Source organism: Variovorax sp. YR566 (assembly GCF_051992195.1).
Lineage (GTDB): Bacteria > Pseudomonadota > Gammaproteobacteria > Burkholderiales > Burkholderiaceae_C > Variovorax.
On sequence record NZ_CP197092.1, the window covers coordinates 4,190,562 to 4,205,931 of the forward strand.

At 67.9% G+C, this 15,370-nt stretch carries 14 protein-coding genes; 2 read left to right on the forward strand and 12 right to left on the reverse strand.

Translation table 11 applies throughout. The features are described from left to right. Nucleotide 1: 1 nt before the first annotated feature. Together cobT and ACTG4X_RS19690 are read right to left on the reverse strand one after the other, a co-directional pair. A complete protein-coding gene (gene cobT / locus ACTG4X_RS19685; RefSeq protein ID WP_440531685.1) occupies nucleotides 2–1,042 on the reverse strand; it encodes a nicotinate-nucleotide--dimethylbenzimidazole phosphoribosyltransferase in 1,041 nt (346 codons plus the stop codon). Continuing rightward, nucleotides 1,039–2,499 (reverse strand): cobyric acid synthase, encoded by a 1,461-nt coding sequence (locus ACTG4X_RS19690; protein ID WP_440531686.1) that lies wholly within the window; start codon nucleotides 2,497–2,499, stop codon nucleotides 1,039–1,041. Before ACTG4X_RS19690 ends, cobT begins: the two co-directional genes overlap by 4 nt. Before the next feature lie 175 nt (nucleotides 2,500–2,674). Between ACTG4X_RS19690 and ACTG4X_RS19695 the strand changes: the two genes are divergently transcribed. Then, nucleotides 2,675–2,905, forward strand: coding sequence for a hypothetical protein (locus tag ACTG4X_RS19695; protein WP_093073835.1), 231 nt, complete (start codon nucleotides 2,675–2,677; stop codon nucleotides 2,903–2,905). A 77-nt stretch (nucleotides 2,906–2,982) separates the two neighbouring features. Here the strand turns inward: ACTG4X_RS19695 and ACTG4X_RS19700 are convergent, their stop codons facing one another. From ACTG4X_RS19700 to ACTG4X_RS19715, 4 genes are all read right to left on the reverse strand, one after another. Then, a complete protein-coding gene (locus tag ACTG4X_RS19700; protein WP_440531687.1) occupies nucleotides 2,983–4,464 on the reverse strand; it encodes an efflux transporter outer membrane subunit in 1,482 nt (493 codons plus the stop codon). 24 nt (nucleotides 4,465–4,488) lie between these two features. Continuing rightward, a complete protein-coding gene (locus ACTG4X_RS19705; RefSeq protein WP_440531688.1) occupies nucleotides 4,489–7,758 on the reverse strand; it encodes an efflux RND transporter permease subunit in 3,270 nt (1,089 codons plus the stop codon). Between the two features lie 40 nt (nucleotides 7,759–7,798). Beyond that, the gene (locus tag ACTG4X_RS19710) at nucleotides 7,799–9,049 is read right to left on the reverse strand and encodes an efflux RND transporter periplasmic adaptor subunit (protein ID WP_354336290.1); all 1,251 of its coding nucleotides are present in this window, start codon (nucleotides 9,047–9,049) and stop codon (nucleotides 7,799–7,801) included. 147 nt (nucleotides 9,050–9,196) lie between these two features. Next, a complete protein-coding gene (locus tag ACTG4X_RS19715) occupies nucleotides 9,197–10,096 on the reverse strand; it encodes an alpha/beta hydrolase (protein ID WP_093056510.1) in 900 nt (299 codons plus the stop codon). 182 nt (nucleotides 10,097–10,278) lie between these two features. Here ACTG4X_RS19715 and ACTG4X_RS19720 point away from each other — a divergent pair, with 182 nt between their 5' ends. Continuing rightward, nucleotides 10,279–11,193: a LysR family transcriptional regulator gene (locus ACTG4X_RS19720; RefSeq protein WP_093056509.1), complete on the forward strand. Its 915-nt coding sequence runs from the start codon at nucleotides 10,279–10,281 to the stop codon at nucleotides 11,191–11,193. 35 nt (nucleotides 11,194–11,228) lie between these two features. Here the strand turns inward: ACTG4X_RS19720 and ACTG4X_RS19725 are convergent, their stop codons facing one another. The 6 genes from ACTG4X_RS19725 to cbiB are packed head-to-tail and all read right to left on the reverse strand — an operon-like array spanning nucleotide 11,229 to nucleotide 15,369. After that, nucleotides 11,229–11,693: an OsmC family protein gene (locus tag ACTG4X_RS19725; protein WP_093056508.1), complete on the reverse strand. Its 465-nt coding sequence runs from the start codon at nucleotides 11,691–11,693 to the stop codon at nucleotides 11,229–11,231. A 13-nt stretch (nucleotides 11,694–11,706) separates the two neighbouring features. Continuing rightward, nucleotides 11,707–12,294 carry a GNAT family N-acetyltransferase gene (locus ACTG4X_RS19730; RefSeq protein ID WP_440531689.1) on the reverse strand — a complete coding sequence of 196 codons (588 nt, stop codon included), beginning with the start codon at nucleotides 12,292–12,294 and terminating at the stop codon, nucleotides 11,707–11,709. Next, nucleotides 12,291–13,019, reverse strand: a complete 729-nt coding sequence (locus tag ACTG4X_RS19735; protein WP_440531690.1) for an LrgB family protein — start codon at nucleotides 13,017–13,019, stop codon at nucleotides 12,291–12,293. Before ACTG4X_RS19735 ends, ACTG4X_RS19730 begins: the two co-directional genes overlap by 4 nt. Next, entirely contained in the window at nucleotides 13,016–13,369 is a 354-nt protein-coding gene (locus ACTG4X_RS19740; RefSeq protein ID WP_440531691.1) for a CidA/LrgA family protein, read from the reverse strand. Before ACTG4X_RS19740 ends, ACTG4X_RS19735 begins: the two co-directional genes overlap by 4 nt. A gap of 27 nt (nucleotides 13,370–13,396) precedes the next feature. Next, nucleotides 13,397–14,401 carry an aminotransferase class I/II-fold pyridoxal phosphate-dependent enzyme gene (locus tag ACTG4X_RS19745; protein WP_307615170.1) on the reverse strand — a complete coding sequence of 335 codons (1,005 nt, stop codon included), beginning with the start codon at nucleotides 14,399–14,401 and terminating at the stop codon, nucleotides 13,397–13,399. Continuing rightward, on the reverse strand, nucleotides 14,398–15,369 hold the full coding sequence (gene cbiB, locus ACTG4X_RS19750) for an adenosylcobinamide-phosphate synthase CbiB (protein WP_440531692.1): 972 nt from the start codon (nucleotides 15,367–15,369) through the stop codon (nucleotides 14,398–14,400). The genes ACTG4X_RS19745 and cbiB overlap by 4 nt, the downstream gene beginning before the upstream one ends. Nucleotide 15,370 lies beyond the last annotated feature (1 nt).

A 15,370-nucleotide genomic window follows, 5' to 3' on the forward strand; every position in this document is an offset into this window, starting at 1 on the left:
TTCAGGCGTCCTTGCGCGACACGCCGGCCGACTCGAAGCTCGCCATCTCGCGCAGGATGCGGCAGGCCGATTCGAGCAGCGGCCAGGCCAACGCACCGCCCGAGCCCTCGCCCAGGCGCAGTTCGAGATTCAGCAGTGGGTCCAGCCCCAGCCGCTCCAGCAGCAGCAGATGCCCGGGCTCGGCCGAGCAGTGCGCGGCCACGCAGCGCTGCACCACACAGGGCTGCAGCGCCTGTGCCACCAGCACCGCCGCGCTGGCAATGAAGCCGTCGACCACGATCACGCGCCGCTCCTCGGCCGCCTGCAGCACCGCGCCGACCAGCGTGGCGATCTCGAAACCGCCGAAGGCCGCCAGCGCGTCCAGCGGCGCCGTCGCACCCGCGTGCAACGCAAGCACCTGCCGCAGCACCTCGCGCTTGCGCGCCAGCCCAGCCGCGTCCAGGCCCGTGCCGACGCCGATGCAGACGTCGATGCCCAGCCCGCCCAGCCGCGACAGCAGCAGCGCGGCAGACGAGCTGTTGCCGATGCCCATCTCACCAAGCAGCAGCGCATTGCCCGGCAGCGCACGCACCACTTCGCGCCCGTTGACGATGGCCTGTGCACACTGGGCTGCCGTCATGGCCGGGCCCGTGGAGGCGTCGGCCGTGCCCTCGGCGATCCGGCGCGACACCAGTCCCGGGCGGGGCTGGAAGTCGCGCCGCACGCCGCAATCGACCACCGTCAGCGCCAGCCCGTGCTGGCGCGCGAGCACGCTCACGGCGGCGCCGCCGGCGAGGAAGTTCTCGACCATCTGCCAGGTCACGTCGCCAGGAAACGCCGAGACGCCGCGCGCCGCCAGCCCGTGGTCGCCCGCGCAGACCAGCATTTGCGGGGCTTCTAGCACCGGGTTCTCAGTGCCCAGGATGCTGCCGATGCGCAAGGCCAGCGCTTCGAGCCGGCCCAACGCACCGAGCGGCTTGGTCTTGTTGTCGATCGCGCTGTGCAGGCGGGCGGCAAGCTGGGCGTCGGTGATGTCGGAAATGGTGGGGATGGTCTCGGTCATGCAATCAGTCCGGCGAGCACGCCGGCGTCGAAGTGGGTGTCGATGAAGTCGGCCAGGCCGTCGAAGGTGGCGTCCAGCGTGGGCACGGAGGCACCGAACAATGCATGCAGCGTGCCGGGGTCTTCGAACAGGCCGTGAAGGTAAATGCCGAGCACGTTGCCGCGCGCGTTCTGCCAGGCCAGCCCGTCAGGCATCACGGCGTGGCCGTCCTGCGCCATCTGCGGGTGTGCGGCGGTCTGGCCGTGATGAATTTCGTAGCCGACAACGGGCACGCCCGACAGCGGGCCCCAGATGCCGGTCAGCTCGCCGAAGGTCGCGGCGCGATGCCGCACCGTCTTCTCGCGCGCGAACACCGTCACCAGCGGCAGCAGGCCGAGCCCCGGCGCGTTGCCGTCGATGCCGTGCGGATCGACCAGCGCCTCGCCCAGCATCTGCAGCCCGCCGCAGATGCCCAGCACCGCGCCGCCGCGTTCGGCGTGGGCGGCCACGGCGCGGTCCAGCCCCTGCGCGCGCAGCCAGGCCAGGTCGCCGCTGGTGTGCTTGGAGCCGGGCAGCACGATCCAGTCGGCGCCAGCCACGTCGGCCGGCGTGCGGGCCCAGACCAGCCGCACGCCCGGCACGTTCTTCAGCGCCTGGAATTCGTCGAGGTTGCTGATGCGCGGGTACGCCACCACCGCCACGGTGCGGGTGACGGTGCCGCTGGCGCGGCTGCGGTCGTCGAACACGCCGTCTTCCTCGGGCAGGCCGTGCTGCCACCACATCGGCAGCGTGGCCACGGTGGGCACGCCAGTCAGTTCCTGCAGTTGCTGCGGCGCGGGCGCGAGCAGCGAGGCATCGCCGCGGAACTTGTTGAGCACGAAGCCGCGCAGCAGCGCCCGGTCGGCCTCGGGCAGCAGCGCCCAGGTGCCGTACAGGTGGGCGAAGGCGCCGCCACGGTCGATGTCGGTCGCCAGGAGGCAGCGCGCGCCAGCATGCCGGGCGATGCGCATGTTGACGATGTCGCTGGCCATCAGGTTGATCTCGGCCGGCGAGCCGGCGCCTTCGATCACGACCACGTCGTTGTCGCCGCGCAGTTCGTCTAGCGCCTGCGCAATCTGCGGCCAGACGCGCTCGCTGCGGCCACGCCAGGGCAAGGCCGAGAGTTCTTCGCTCACCTGCCCCATCAGCACCACCTGGCTATGGGTATCGCGCTCGGGCTTGAGCAGCAGCGGGTTCATGCGCACGTCGGGCAGCGCATTCGCGGCCAGGGCCTGGAAATACTGGGCGCTGCCGATCTCGCCGCCATCGACCACGCGGGCGTTGTTGCTCATGTTCTGCGCCTTGAAGGGCGCCACTTTCAGGCCTTGCCGCGCATACCAGCGGCACAGCGCCGTGGCCAGCCAGCTCTTGCCGGCTCCGCTGGTGGTGCCCAGAACCATGACGCACCGCGCCGGCCCGCTTTTCGCCTTTGAACTCATCGGCGGATTGTCGTTGAGCACCGCGCCGGCCCGAAAAAGACCGAGCGAGACAGAACCAAGCCGACGAAATGAGACATTTTTCACACCCAAGGCGTTGCAAACGCATCCGGTGAATCCAACAGTCCCTTTCTTGCGTACACCCGACATCACACACCGCACTGCACCCCAGGGACCCATGCCAGCCTTGAACGATTTGGCGCTCACCGTGGAGGAACGCGAACCGGGCCAGTTCTTCTGGACCCTGCTCGAAGCCCGCCATGGCGACGAAGCCTCCGAGACCCTCGACTACCGGGTCTACCGGACGGCGGCCAGGCCGCAGGCCAGCTATTCCAGCGCCCTGGCCATGGGCGCGGCGGAGCTGCAAAAAATAAGCGCCGCCGCGAACCTCGCCGGCAAAGCCGGCTAAGCCCACGACGGCGCAAAGACCGCCTTGCGGCGTTCAGGCTGTCAATTTCAATCCAGGGTCGTCTGGGTCGTCACTTTTCAGCGCGTGGCTACCTTGGTCTGTGCGCCGGCCGCAGCCACGGGCGCCGGAGCTTCCCATCCGCCGCCAATGGCGCGAATCAGCCCCACGGCCGCCTGGTACTGCGCCGACTTCACCTGCAGCGCCTGCCGCCGATTGCGCAGTTCGCTGCGGCGTGCGTCCAGCAGGTCAAGCTGGCTGATGTAGCCGTTGCGGTAGCGCGTGTCCGACAGGCTGGTAGCGCGCTGGGCCGAGGTCACGGCCTGCGCCTGCACCACCGATTGCTCCTGCAGGATGCGTATGGCAGCCAGCTGGTCTTCGACCTCCTGGAACGCCACCAACACCTGCGTGCGATAGCTCGCGAGCGCGCCATCGAGCTGGGCATTGGCGCCCTGCACGCCGGCCTCGCGGCGGCCGCCGTCGAAGATCGGCAGCGACAGCAGCGCGCCCACGCCCCACGAGCGCGCCGACCACTTGAAGAGGTCGCCGACCTCGGGCGAGGCATAGCCGGCGGCGCCGGTCAGCGAGATGTCCGGGAACCACGCGGCCTGCGCCACGCCGACACGGGCCTGCGCGGCGAGCACAGCGTTCTGCGCCGCCGACACGTCGGGCCGGCGCGTGAGCACCGTGGCCGGCACGCCCGGTGGGATCGACGGCAAGGCGGTCGACCACTCGTCGCTGCGCAGGCCGAAGCTCGAAGCCGAGTCGCCCACCAGCACTGCCAGCGCATGCTCCACCTGGGCGCGCTGGCGGTCGAGCGCGAGCGCGTCCGACTCGGTCGACGACACCTCGGTCTGCACGCGCGCCACGTCGAGCTCGGCGATGTCGCCGGCCTGTTCGCGGCGCTGCGACAGGCGCAGCGTGTCGCGATAAGCCTCGACCTGCTCGCGCACCAGCGCGCGTTCGGCATCGAGCGCGCGCAGCTGCAGGTAGGTCTGCGCCACTTCGGCCTGCACCGCGAGCCGGGTGCTTTGCAGCAGCGCCTCGCGGCCGGTCGCGTCGAGCTTGGCCGCATTGCTGGCGCCCGAGAGGCGGCCGAACAGGTCGACTTCGTACGAGAACGTGGCACCGATGTTGGTCATCGTGGCCGGCGTGGTGCTGGCCGTGGCCTTGTCCAGGCCCGCGCCGCGGTTGGCGCCGGCGCTCAGGCCGATCTGCGGCAGGCGGTCGGCGTTGGCGCTGCGCGCCAGCGCGCGGGCCTCGGCCAGCCGTGCAGCCGCGGCCTGGATGTTGTTGTTGCTGACGTCGGCCTTCTCGACCAGCGCATTCAGCGTCGGGTCATTGAACGCCAGCCACCAGGCGCCGCGTGCCTGTGCCTCGGAAGGCACGGCGCGCGTGAAGCCGGCGGGAGGCGTCGGGCCTTGCTCCTTGAACTGCGCCGTGGTCGTGATCTCGGGCAGGCCCGAAGGCACGGTGGCACAGCCGGCCAGCACCAGGGCGGCCATCAGCGGCAGCAAGGCGGTACGAAAAGGCTTCACCAGCGGTTGAACTGAGAATTTCATGATGAGCTTTCTCTTTCTTATTGATCAGTCGTCATGCGAGGGACGCGGCGATGCAGGCACCGGGTGCAGCCCACCACCGCCCGAACCACCGTGCGACGGCGCAGCCGGATGCTCGGCCGACACGAAGTCGTCGCCATGCGGCACTTCGCCATGCAGCTTGAGCGGCCGGTTGCCCGCGAGGCGGCGCAGCAGCACGTAGAACACCGGCGTCAGGAACAGGCCGAAGGCCGTCACGCCGATCATCCCGGCGAACACCGCCACGCCCATGGCCTTGCGCATCTCCGAGCCCGCGCCGGTCGACAGCACGAGGGGCAGCACGCCCATCACGAAGGCCAGCGAGGTCATCAGAATCGGGCGCAGGCGCAGGCGGCTGGCTTCGATGGCGGCTTGTATCGGTGTGCGGCCGGCGAATTCGAGCTCCCGTGCGAACTCCACGATAAGAATCGCGTTCTTCGCACTCAGCCCCACCAGCACGATCAACCCGATCTGCGTGAAGACGTTGTTGTCACCCCCCGATATCCATACGCCCGTCATCGCAGCCATGATGCCCATGGGCACGATCAGGATGATCGCGATCGGCAGCGTCAGGCTTTCGTACTGGGCGGCCAGCACCAGGAACACCAGCAAGATGGCCAGCGGGAACACCAGGAAGGCGGAGTTGCCGGCCAGGATTTCCTGGTACGTCAGCTCGGTCCACTCGAAGCTCACGCCCTTGGGCAGCGTCTCGGCCGCAATCTTGGTGATCGCGTCCTGCGCCTGGCCCGACGAGTAGCCCGGTGCCGGGCCGCCGTTGATGTCGGCGGCCAGGTAGCCGTTGTAGCGCATGGCGCGTTCAGGGCCGAAGGTCGAATTCACCTTCATCAGCGCAGCCAACGGCACCATCTCGCCCGTGGTCGAGCGCACCTTCAGCAGGCCCACGTCTTCGGCACGGGCGCGGTAAGGCGCATCGGCCTGCACTCGCACGCTGTACGTGCGGCCGAACTTGTTGAAGTCGTTCGCATACAGGCTGCCGAGGTAGATCTGCATGGTGTCGAAGATGTCCGTCACCGGCACGCCGAGCTGGCGCGCCTTGGTGCGGTCGATGTCGGCATACAGCTGCGGCACGTTGACCTGCCAGCTCGTGAACATGCCGGCCAGTTCGGGCGCCTGCTGTGCCTTGGCCATGAAGGCCTTCACTGCCGCATCCATCTGGTCGTAGCCCACCGAGGCACGGTCTTCCAGCTGCAGCTTGAAGCCGCCCGTGGTGCCCAGGCCCGCCACCGGCGGCGGCGGGAACATCACGATGAATGCATCCTGGATGCCCGCGAAGGCACCGTTGAGCTGGCCGGCCACCGCGCCGCCGCTCTGGTCGGGGCGCTTGCGCTGGTCGAAGGGCTTGAGCGTTGCGAACACGATGCCCGAGTTCGAGCTGTTGGTGAAGCCGTTGATCGACAGGCCCGGGAAGGCGATGGCGTCTTCCACGTTCGGGTTCTTCTTCATGATGTCGCCCATGCGGGTGATCACCTCTTCCGTGCGGTCGAGCGTGGCGCCGTCGGGCAGTTGGGCAAAACCGATCAGGTACTGCTTGTCCTGCGCCGGCACGAAGCCGCCGGGCACCGCCTTGAAGAGACCGAAGGTCACCGCGACGAGCGCGACGTAGATCGCCAGCATCAGCGCCTTGCGCGAGATCACGCGCTTCACGCCGCCGCTGTAGGCCTCGGAGCCGCGATGGAACAGCTTGTTGAAGCCGCGGAACAGCCAGCCGAAAGCCTTGTCCATGCCGCGCGTCAGCGCGTCCTTGGGAGCATCGTGGCCGCGCAGAAGCAAGGCGGCGAGCGCGGGCGACAGCGTGAGCGAGTTGATCGCCGAGATCACCGTCGAGATCGCAATCGTCACCGCGAACTGGCGGTAGAACTGGCCCGTGAGACCGCTGATGAAGGCCAGCGGCACGAACACGGCCACCAGCACCAGCGCGATCGCGATGATGGGCCCCGACACTTCGCGCATCGCACGGTAGGTTGCTTCACGCGGCGTGAGCCCCGCCTCGATGTTGCGCTCGACGTTCTCCACCACCACGATGGCGTCGTCCACCACGATGCCGATGGCCAGCACCAGCCCGAACAGGCTCAGCGCGTTGATCGAGAAACCGAGGATGTGCAGCACCGCGAAGGTACCGATCACCGACACCGGCACGGCCAGCAGCGGAATGATGGAAGCGCGCCACGTCTGCAGGAACAGGATCACGACCAGCACCACCAGCATGATGGCTTCGAGCAGCGTGTGGATCACCGATTCGATCGATGCGCGCACGAACTGCGTCGGGTCATAAGCGATGCGGTATTCCAGGCCCTCGGGCATGTTCTTGTTGAGCTCGGCCATCGTCTTGCGCACGTTCGACGAGATGTCGAGCGCGTTGGAGCCCGGTGCCTGGAACACACCCATGCCGACGGCCGGGTCGTTGTTCAGCAGCGAACGCAGCGAGTAGTCGGCGGCGCCCATTTCGAGGCGGCCGATGTCGCGCAGACGGGTCACGGCGCCGTCGGTGCCGCTCTTGACGATGATGTCGCCGAATTCTTCTTCGCTCTGCAGGCGCCCTTGCGCATTGATCGACAGCTGCATGTCCACGCCCGACAGGCCCGGCGATGCGCCGACCACGCCAGCCGCAGCCTGCACGTTCTGGCCACGGATGGCGGCCACCACGTCGGAGGCCGAGAGACCGCGCTGCGCGACCTTCTGCGGGTCGAGCCACACGCGCATCGAGTAGTCGCCGCCGCCGAAGATCTGGACCTGGCCCACGCCTTCGATGCGCGCCAGCGGATCCTTCACGTTCAGCACCGCGTAGTTGCGCAGGTAGTTGATGTCGTAGCGGTTGTTCGGCGAGACGAGGTGGACCACCATCGTCAGGTCAGGCGCGCTCTTGACGGTCGTGATGCCGAGCCGGCGCACTTCCTCGGGCAGGCGCGGCTCGGCTTGCGAGACGCGGTTCTGCACGAGCTGCTGTGCCTTGTCGGGATCGGTGCCGAGGCGGAACGTGACGGTGAGCGTCAGCACGCCGTCGGTGGTTGCCTGGCTGCCCATGTAGAGCATGCCCTCGACGCCGTTGATCTGCTCTTCGATCGGTGTGGCGACGGTTTCGGCGATCACCTTGGGGTTGGCGCCGGGGTACGTGGCGCGCACCACCACCGAGGGCGGCGCGACTTCCGGGTACTCCGAGATCGGCAACCCGCGCAGCGCGATCAGGCCGGCTATCAGCATCAATAGCGACAGCACGCCGGCAAAGATCGGCCGGTCGATGAAGAATTTTGAGAGATTCATGATGGTTCTCCGGTGGGCGCGGGTGCGCCCTCCTCCGAAATCAGGACTTGGCCGCTTCCGCGACGCGTTCCGGTTGTTGTTGCTTGGGGTCCGCCTTGGCGTCCATGGTCACTTGCTGCGGCGCCACCAGCGCACCCGGGCGGATGTGCTGCAGGCCGTTGACGATGACGCGATCGCCCGCCTTCAGGCCCTTGCTCACGACACGCAGGCCGTTGATGGAAGTGCCCAGGGTCACTTCGCGGTAAGTGGCCTTGCTGTCTTCGCCCACGACCATCACGAACTTCTTGTTCTGGTCGGTGCCGATGGCACGCTCGCTCACCAGCAGTGCGGTGTCGTTGCGAGCCTGGCCCATGCGGATGCGGGCGAACTGGCCGGGGATGAGCGCGCCGTCCTTGTTGTCGAACGAGGCACGCACACGCACCGTGCCGCTGCGGGCGTCGACCTGGTTGTCGATCAGCTGCAGCTTGCCGGTGAAGGGCGTGCCGTCGAGGCCGGCGGTGCCCATCTGCACGGGAATGCTCTCGATCTGGCCGCGGGCGCTGGAGCCGCTCGGCAGATCTTTCAGCGCACGGGTGATGACCTGTTCGTCTGCATCGAAGCTCGCGTAGATCGGGCTCACCGAGACCAGCGTGGTCAGCACCGGAGCGCCCGGACCGGCCGCCACCAGGTTGCCCACCGTCACCTCGATCCGGCCGATGCGGCCCGACACCGGAGCCCGCACCTGGGTGTAGCCCAGGTTCAGGCGCGCCGACTGCAGCGAGGCTTGCGCCGCACGCAGGTTGGCGTCGGCTTCGCGGCCGGCGTTCACACGCTCGTCGTATTCACGCTGGGCAATGGCCTTGTCGTCCCACAGGCGCTTGGCACGCTCCTGCTCGCTGCGGCTGAACGACTGGCGGGCCTGCGCGGATGCCACCTGCGCTTCGGCACGCTCGACTTCGGCCGCGTACGGTGCGGGGTCGATGGTGACCAGCAACTCACCCTGCTTCACCAGCGCGCCTTCGCGGAAATGCACCGATTGCACGGCGCCCGCGACGCGGGAGCGCACGTCGACGCGCTCGACGGCTTCGAGCCGGCCCGAGAACTCGTCCCAGGCGTTGATCTCGCTCGACGCCACGGTGGCGACAGAAACCGGCGTGGCTTGCGGCGCGGCCGGGGCGTTGTTGGCTTCGGCCTTGAAGCTGTACATGCCAACCACCGCGGCGGCCACCGCCAGCAGTGCGGTAATGCCGGTCACGGCGGGCCACAGGCCCTTGCGGGCTACGGAAGACAGCTTTTTCTCGTTGTTCGACATGATGGTTCGTCCTTCTCGATGACTTTGGGGATGCAACAGGCCACCCCGGCGCTTTTGGCACCAGGAGGCGGAATTCAGGAAAAAGAGGGCCCTCGCACGCTGCCGCGCTGGCAGCGTGTCGATCAGGCAGCCGTGGCTGGCCGGGAGCTAGCTGGGGTGGTTGGGCGCCGCACCCGTGGGCACGGTGGTCGGCGGTGTGGTCGCGCTGAAGAACTCGCGGAAGTGCTGCTGCACCGTGGCCTCACAGGCCACGCAACCCGTGTTCTCGGTGTCGTACAGCGCCTTGGGCCAGTTCGAGGCGCTGGGCAGCACGCTGCTCGTGACCTCGATGCCGGCGGCACGCAGGCGGCCCGCGAAGGTCAGCGCCTCGTCGCGCATGGCATCGTCCGCACCCACCAGCACCAGCGCGGGCGCCAGTGACGACAGCCGCAGCGAACCGCTAGGCACCGCATAGGGGTGCGTGGCGTTCGAGGGGCAGCTCAGGTACTTCTCCCAGCCGCTGGCCCAGCGGCACTCGGGCTCGTCGCTGGTGGCGTTGCGCAGCGAGGCGGTACCGGCGCACGGATCGAGCATGGGCGACAGCAGGATCTGGCCTGCCACCGGCGGATGTGCCCGGTCGCGAGCGATGAGTGCCACCGCGGCCGCCAGGTTGCCACCGGCTTCTTCGCCGGCCAGGTACACCTGCGCACCCTTGCCGCCGAGCTTGGTGCGCTGCTTGTAGAGCCATTCGAGGGCGGCATAGCCCACCTCGATCGGCTCCGGGAACGGCGACTGGGGCGCCAGCGGGTAAGCCACCGACACCACCACCGCACCCGCGCCGGCCAGCAGCCGGGCCACATTGCGGCCGTTGTCGAGGTCGCCGCAGACGAAGGTGCCACCGTGGAAGTGGAGCACCAGCGGTGCGACGTCACCCTTGGCGCGCTGGCCGTACACACGGGCACCGACCGGTTCGCGGCCGGGCAGCTCGATCGACAGATCGGCTTCCACGCCTTGCGCCGCAGCGCGGGCGGCGGCTTCGGCAGAACGGGACGATGGAACGGGTGACATGGGCGACCTCAGGGAATTGGGCGATGGTTGAAATATAAGTCGCCCAGTGTGACGTTAAACAGGCAAGCCGCCCCTACTCTGTTTCCAAACCGACAACAATCGCGGCGCTTCGCAAGGGTTTGGCGCCTTGTGTGAGAATCCGCTCCCCCCGGTGTGGGCCGGGCACCAACAACAGGCATTCGATGGATCAAATCCAGGCCATGCGGATCTTTGTCCGCGTCGTGGAAGCCGGCACCTTCACCCGGGCGGCAGACTCGCTCGCCCTGCCCAAGGGCACGGTCACCAAGCAGATTCAGGCGCTCGAATCGCGCCTGCGCGTGAAGCTGCTCAACCGCACCACGCGCCGCGTCACCGTCACGCCCGACGGCGCGGCCTACTACGAGCGCGCCGCGCGCCTGCTCAACGACTTCGACGACATGGAAGCGAGCATGACGAATGCGCAGGCCAACCCCACGGGGCGGCTGCGCATCGACATAGGCACATCGGTGGCGAGGCAGATCATCCTGCCCGCGCTGGCCACCTTCTGCGACCGCTACCCCGACATCCAGGTCGACCTGGGCGTGAGCGACCGCACCGTCGACCTGATCAGCGACAACGTCGACTGCGTGATCCGCGCGGGCGACCTCAGCGACCAGTCGCTGGTGGCACGGCGCATCGGCACCCTGCACTTCGTCACCGTGGCGTCACCGGCATACATCAAGCGCTACGGCGTGCCGCAGCACCCGAACGACATCGAGAAGCGCCACGTGGTGGTGAGCTATTTCTCGGGCACCACGCGACGCGTGTACCCCCACGAGTTCAAGAAGGGCGACGAGCACATCGAGCTCAACGGGCACTACCGCGTGTCGGTCAACGAGAGCAACGCGCACATCACGGCGGTGCTCGGCGGCTTCGGCATTTCGCAGTGCATCACCTTCATGGCCGAGCCGCTGCTGGAAAGCGGCGAACTGGTCGAGGTGCTGCCGGACTGGAGTCGCGATCCGCTGCCCATTCACGTGGTGTACCCGCCCAACCGGCACCTGAGCGCGAAAGTGCGGGCATTTGTTGATTGGGCGGCGGAGCTGTTTGCCAAGAACCCGCGGCTGCAGCGCCGCTGAATCGGCCCGCGCGGGCAGCCAAGGCAGGGAGCGCGTCAGTACACCGGCTCGCAGCGCACCTCGGTCTTCACCGAATTGGCAATGAAGCATTCTTCATGCGCCCGGTGGTGCATCTGCTCGATCTGCTCGCGCGTCGGCACGTTCTCGCCGGAAAAGGTCACTTCCGGCCGCAGCGTGACCACCGTCATCGCCATCTTTCCCTCGGCGTTCTTCTCCATCACGCCGGTGGCTGCATCGAAATACCGGTCGACGACGAACTTGCGCTTCACGGCCATCGTGAGGAACCACAGCATGTGGCAGTTCGACAGCGAGGCGACGAACATCTCTTCGGGATCGACCGCTGACGCATCGGACATCGGCAGCGGCACCACGTGCGGCGACGACGAGCCCGCCACTTCCGCGCCGCCGTCGAAGCGCAGCGAATGCCTTCTGCTGTAGGTGTTGCCGAGAAAGTCCTGCTCGCCGCGCAGCCAGAGGATTTCAGCGGTGTAGTGAGCCATGCGCAATTTTCCTTCAGAGATCGATGCGGTAGCGAAACTTGGTGAGGCTGCCCTGGCTCGGCAGGGTGATGAAGGTTTCGATCAGCACGCCGCCATTGGCCGCGATCACTTTCTGCGACGCGAAGTTGTCCGGGCTGGTCGTGATCTCGACGCGGCTCAGCCCCTCGCCTGCGGCCAGCGTCAGCATGGCGCCGAGCGCACGCGTCGCATAGCCCTTGCGCTGCTTCCAAGGCACGACGTTGTAGCCGATGTGACCCAGGCAGTAGAGAGGCAAGGCGTCGGTGCCGGGCTGCCAGCGCAGGTCGATGCTGCCGCAGAACTCGCCGTCCCACATCCAGCACTTGTAGCCCGGCAGGCGCCGCACCTTGGAGCCGTCGGGCATCACGATGCGCCCGCCTTTGGCTTCGCGGTCCACCAGGCTGGCAAGGAAGCGGTCGGCATTGGCCTTGATGGCGGCACGCTCCTCGGAGCCCGATTCGGGTCGCGTCTCGTCGCGCGCCCAGCCCCGGTTCAGGGCCGACACATAGCTTGGCAGGTAGGCCTTGGCGGGCCAGACCAGTTCCATCGGACGGGTCTCGGCCTTGGACATGGATGGTTTCATGCTCCCATCAGCCTGACGATCAGCGGCACCAGCAGCGCCGTCGCGATGCCGTTCAGCCCCATGGCCAGCGCGGAGAACGCGCCCGCCGTCTCATTCACCTGGATGGCCCGCGCCGTGCCGATGCCATGCGCCGCCATGCCGACCGCAAAGCCGCGCACCGCGGGTTCCCTGATGCGCAGCAGGTTCAGCAGCCCGGTCGCCATGATCGCGCCCGAGATCCCCGCAACGGCCGCGGCCACCGCCGCCAGCGAAGGCAGCCCGCCGATCTTCTCGGCCACGCCCATCGCGATGGGCATGGTGGCCGACTTGGGCGCAAGCGACATCATCAACTCGTGCGAGCCGCCCAGCACCCAAGCAATGCCGATGGCCGACACGATGGCCGCAACCGAACCCACCAGCAGCGCCACACCGATGGGCAGCCACAGCCGCCGCAGCCGGCCGACCTGGCTGTACAGCGGCACGGCAAGGGCCACCGTGGCGGGGCCGATCAGGAAATGCACGAATTTCGCGCCTTCGAAATACGTGTCGTAGGGCGTGCGCGTGAGCAGCAGCACGCCGACGATGACGATCACCGAAATCAGCACCGGGTTGACCACCGGGTTGCGCCCGCTGCGTGTGTGCACCCACAACGCGCCGAGGTAGGCCAGCAGCGTGAGCGACAGCCACAGCAGCGGCGACTGCGCGAGGAAGACCCAGATTTCAGAAAGCTTGGCCGGCGCGGTCATTGCGCGTCCTTGCCGGTGAGGCGGATCATCCAGCGGAACGTGAGCGCCGTGACCGTCATGGTGAAGGCCGCGCCGACGATGCCCGCCGCAAGAAACGGCAGCCACTCGCGCCCCACCCGCTCGAAATGCAGCATGACGCCGGTCACGGCCGGAATGAACAGCAGCATCAGGTTGCGCAGCAGATGGCCCGATGTGTCGGTCAGCACCTGCGGCACGCCGCCGCGCACCAGCAGGCCGATGAACAGCAGCACCATGCCGATCAGCGGACCGGGAATGGGCAGGCCGAGCCACTGCACGAGCAGTTCGCCGGCCAGTTGGCAGAGAAAGAGCATGGTGATGGCGTAGAGCATTTTTCTTGTGGGTGCGGGTGTATGTGTTCAGGACGCGTTTGTCCAGGCCTCTTTCAACGCCTGCTGGCTGGCGGGCGGCAGCACGCCGAGACGCACGTGGCCCGGCAGGCCGAAGGAGGCGCAGTCGCGCAGCTTGATGCCTTCGGCGCGCAGGTGCTTCAGCAGACCGGCAAAGTCGTCCACCATGGGCTGGGCGACATGAAAGTTCGCGTCGCTGGGCCAGACGTGCCAACCGATCTCACTGCACATGGCCATCTGCGACGCCTTCCAGTCGCGCAAGGTCCCGAGGCTTTCACGAAGCCAGGCCTGCACGTCAGGCTGCGTCCAGGCCGAGAGCATTGCCACGCCGTGCGAGCCCACCGGCCACGAGGCGCTCAGGCGCAGCAAGGCGCGCACCGCATCCTGCGCGTTTGACGGAGCGATTACATAGGCCGCACGTACGCCTGTCATCCCCAGCGCCTTGTTGGGAGACCACATCTGCCAGAGGCGATCCAGGCGGCTCTGGCTCAGCGCAAGGCGGCCCTCCAGGCGCAAGGGCTCGTAGGCGCGGTCGAGCACGCAGGGCACGCCCTCGGGCAGGGCATCCACTGTCTCGAGAATGCCCTGCTGCGCCTGACCCAGCGGCGTGGAGGGATCGCAGCACCAGGCGAGCCGCAATTGGCGCGCCGGATGCGGTGCGCGCACCACCTGCAACCCATGGGCTCGCGCGGCCGCCGCATAGTCGCCGTAAGACATGGGCGGCAGCGCGACCTCGCCATGGCCGCCGCGATCTTCCAGGGCCGCCCAGGTGGTGATGCGCCGGATGAACTCGCTGGCCCCGGCTGCAAGCACGATGCGCCAGGCTTCCACGCCGTGCATGACCGCAAGTTGCTCACGCAATGCCGTGTAGGCCGGATCGGGATACCGCGAGACGTCGGCAGCGCCGACCCTCTCCAGAGCCTCGGGGCATGGGCCACAGGCATTGGCATTGGTCGAGAAGTCGTGCGGCGCGGCGCCAGCCGCATCAGGACCGCCATGCACCACCGTGCTCATACCCACCTCCAGCCGGCTGTCGCCACGATGACCAGCGACGCAAACACGCCCGCCGCCAACGCGGCCCGGCCACCCAGTTGCGCGGTGCGTTGCATGTCCAACGCGGAAGGCGCACGCCCCTCGGCATTCAGCGCATACACGCCCGGCTTCGCAAGCCGCACGCCCAGCAGCAGCGCCATCGCCGCCATCGGCCAGCCGCTGTTGGGCGACGGCGTGCGACGCGCCTCTTCTGACAGCCCCGTGGGCCAGCGGCACGCCGCCAGCGCCAGCAGCCCCACGGTGATGCGCGCCGGCACCCACGAGAGCACGTCGTCTGCGCGCGCGGCCCACTTGCCGAGCCAGGTCCAATCACGGCCGTTGCGCTCGCCGCGGTAGCCCCACATCGCGTCGGCGGTGTTGGCAAAACGATAAAGCGCAGCACCCGGCAGGCCGAACAGCACGAACCAGAACACCGGGGCCACGAGCGAGTCGTTGAGGTTTTCCGCGAGCGATTCGATGGCGCTTTCGCGCACTTCGCGCTCGCTGAGCCGGGAGACATCGCGGCTCACCAAGCGTGCCAGTTGCTTGCGGCCGGCATCGAGCGAAACGGCCAGCGCGGCTTCGACTGCGAGCACTTCATCGCGCAGCATGCGCCAGGCAAAGAGTGGCTTCAGCAGCAGGCTCAGCAGCAGTGCTACGGCCCATGCAGGCAGCGACAGCACCATGAGCGTCTGCAAGGCCATGGCGACGCCCCAGACGCACGCGCCCCCCACGCACCACACCAACGCGCCAATGAAGAACATCGGCAGATCCACCGGCTTCGCGGGGTACGCAGGCGGCGCGATGCGCGAACCGAGCCCGAGGTAGCGTCCCATCCACACGACGGGATGCAACGCCGCAGGCGGCTCACCCAGCCAGCGGTCGATGGCCAGTGCGATCCACAGCGCGGCGGCTACAGCGATGGCGTATTCGAGATTCTGGAGGAGCATG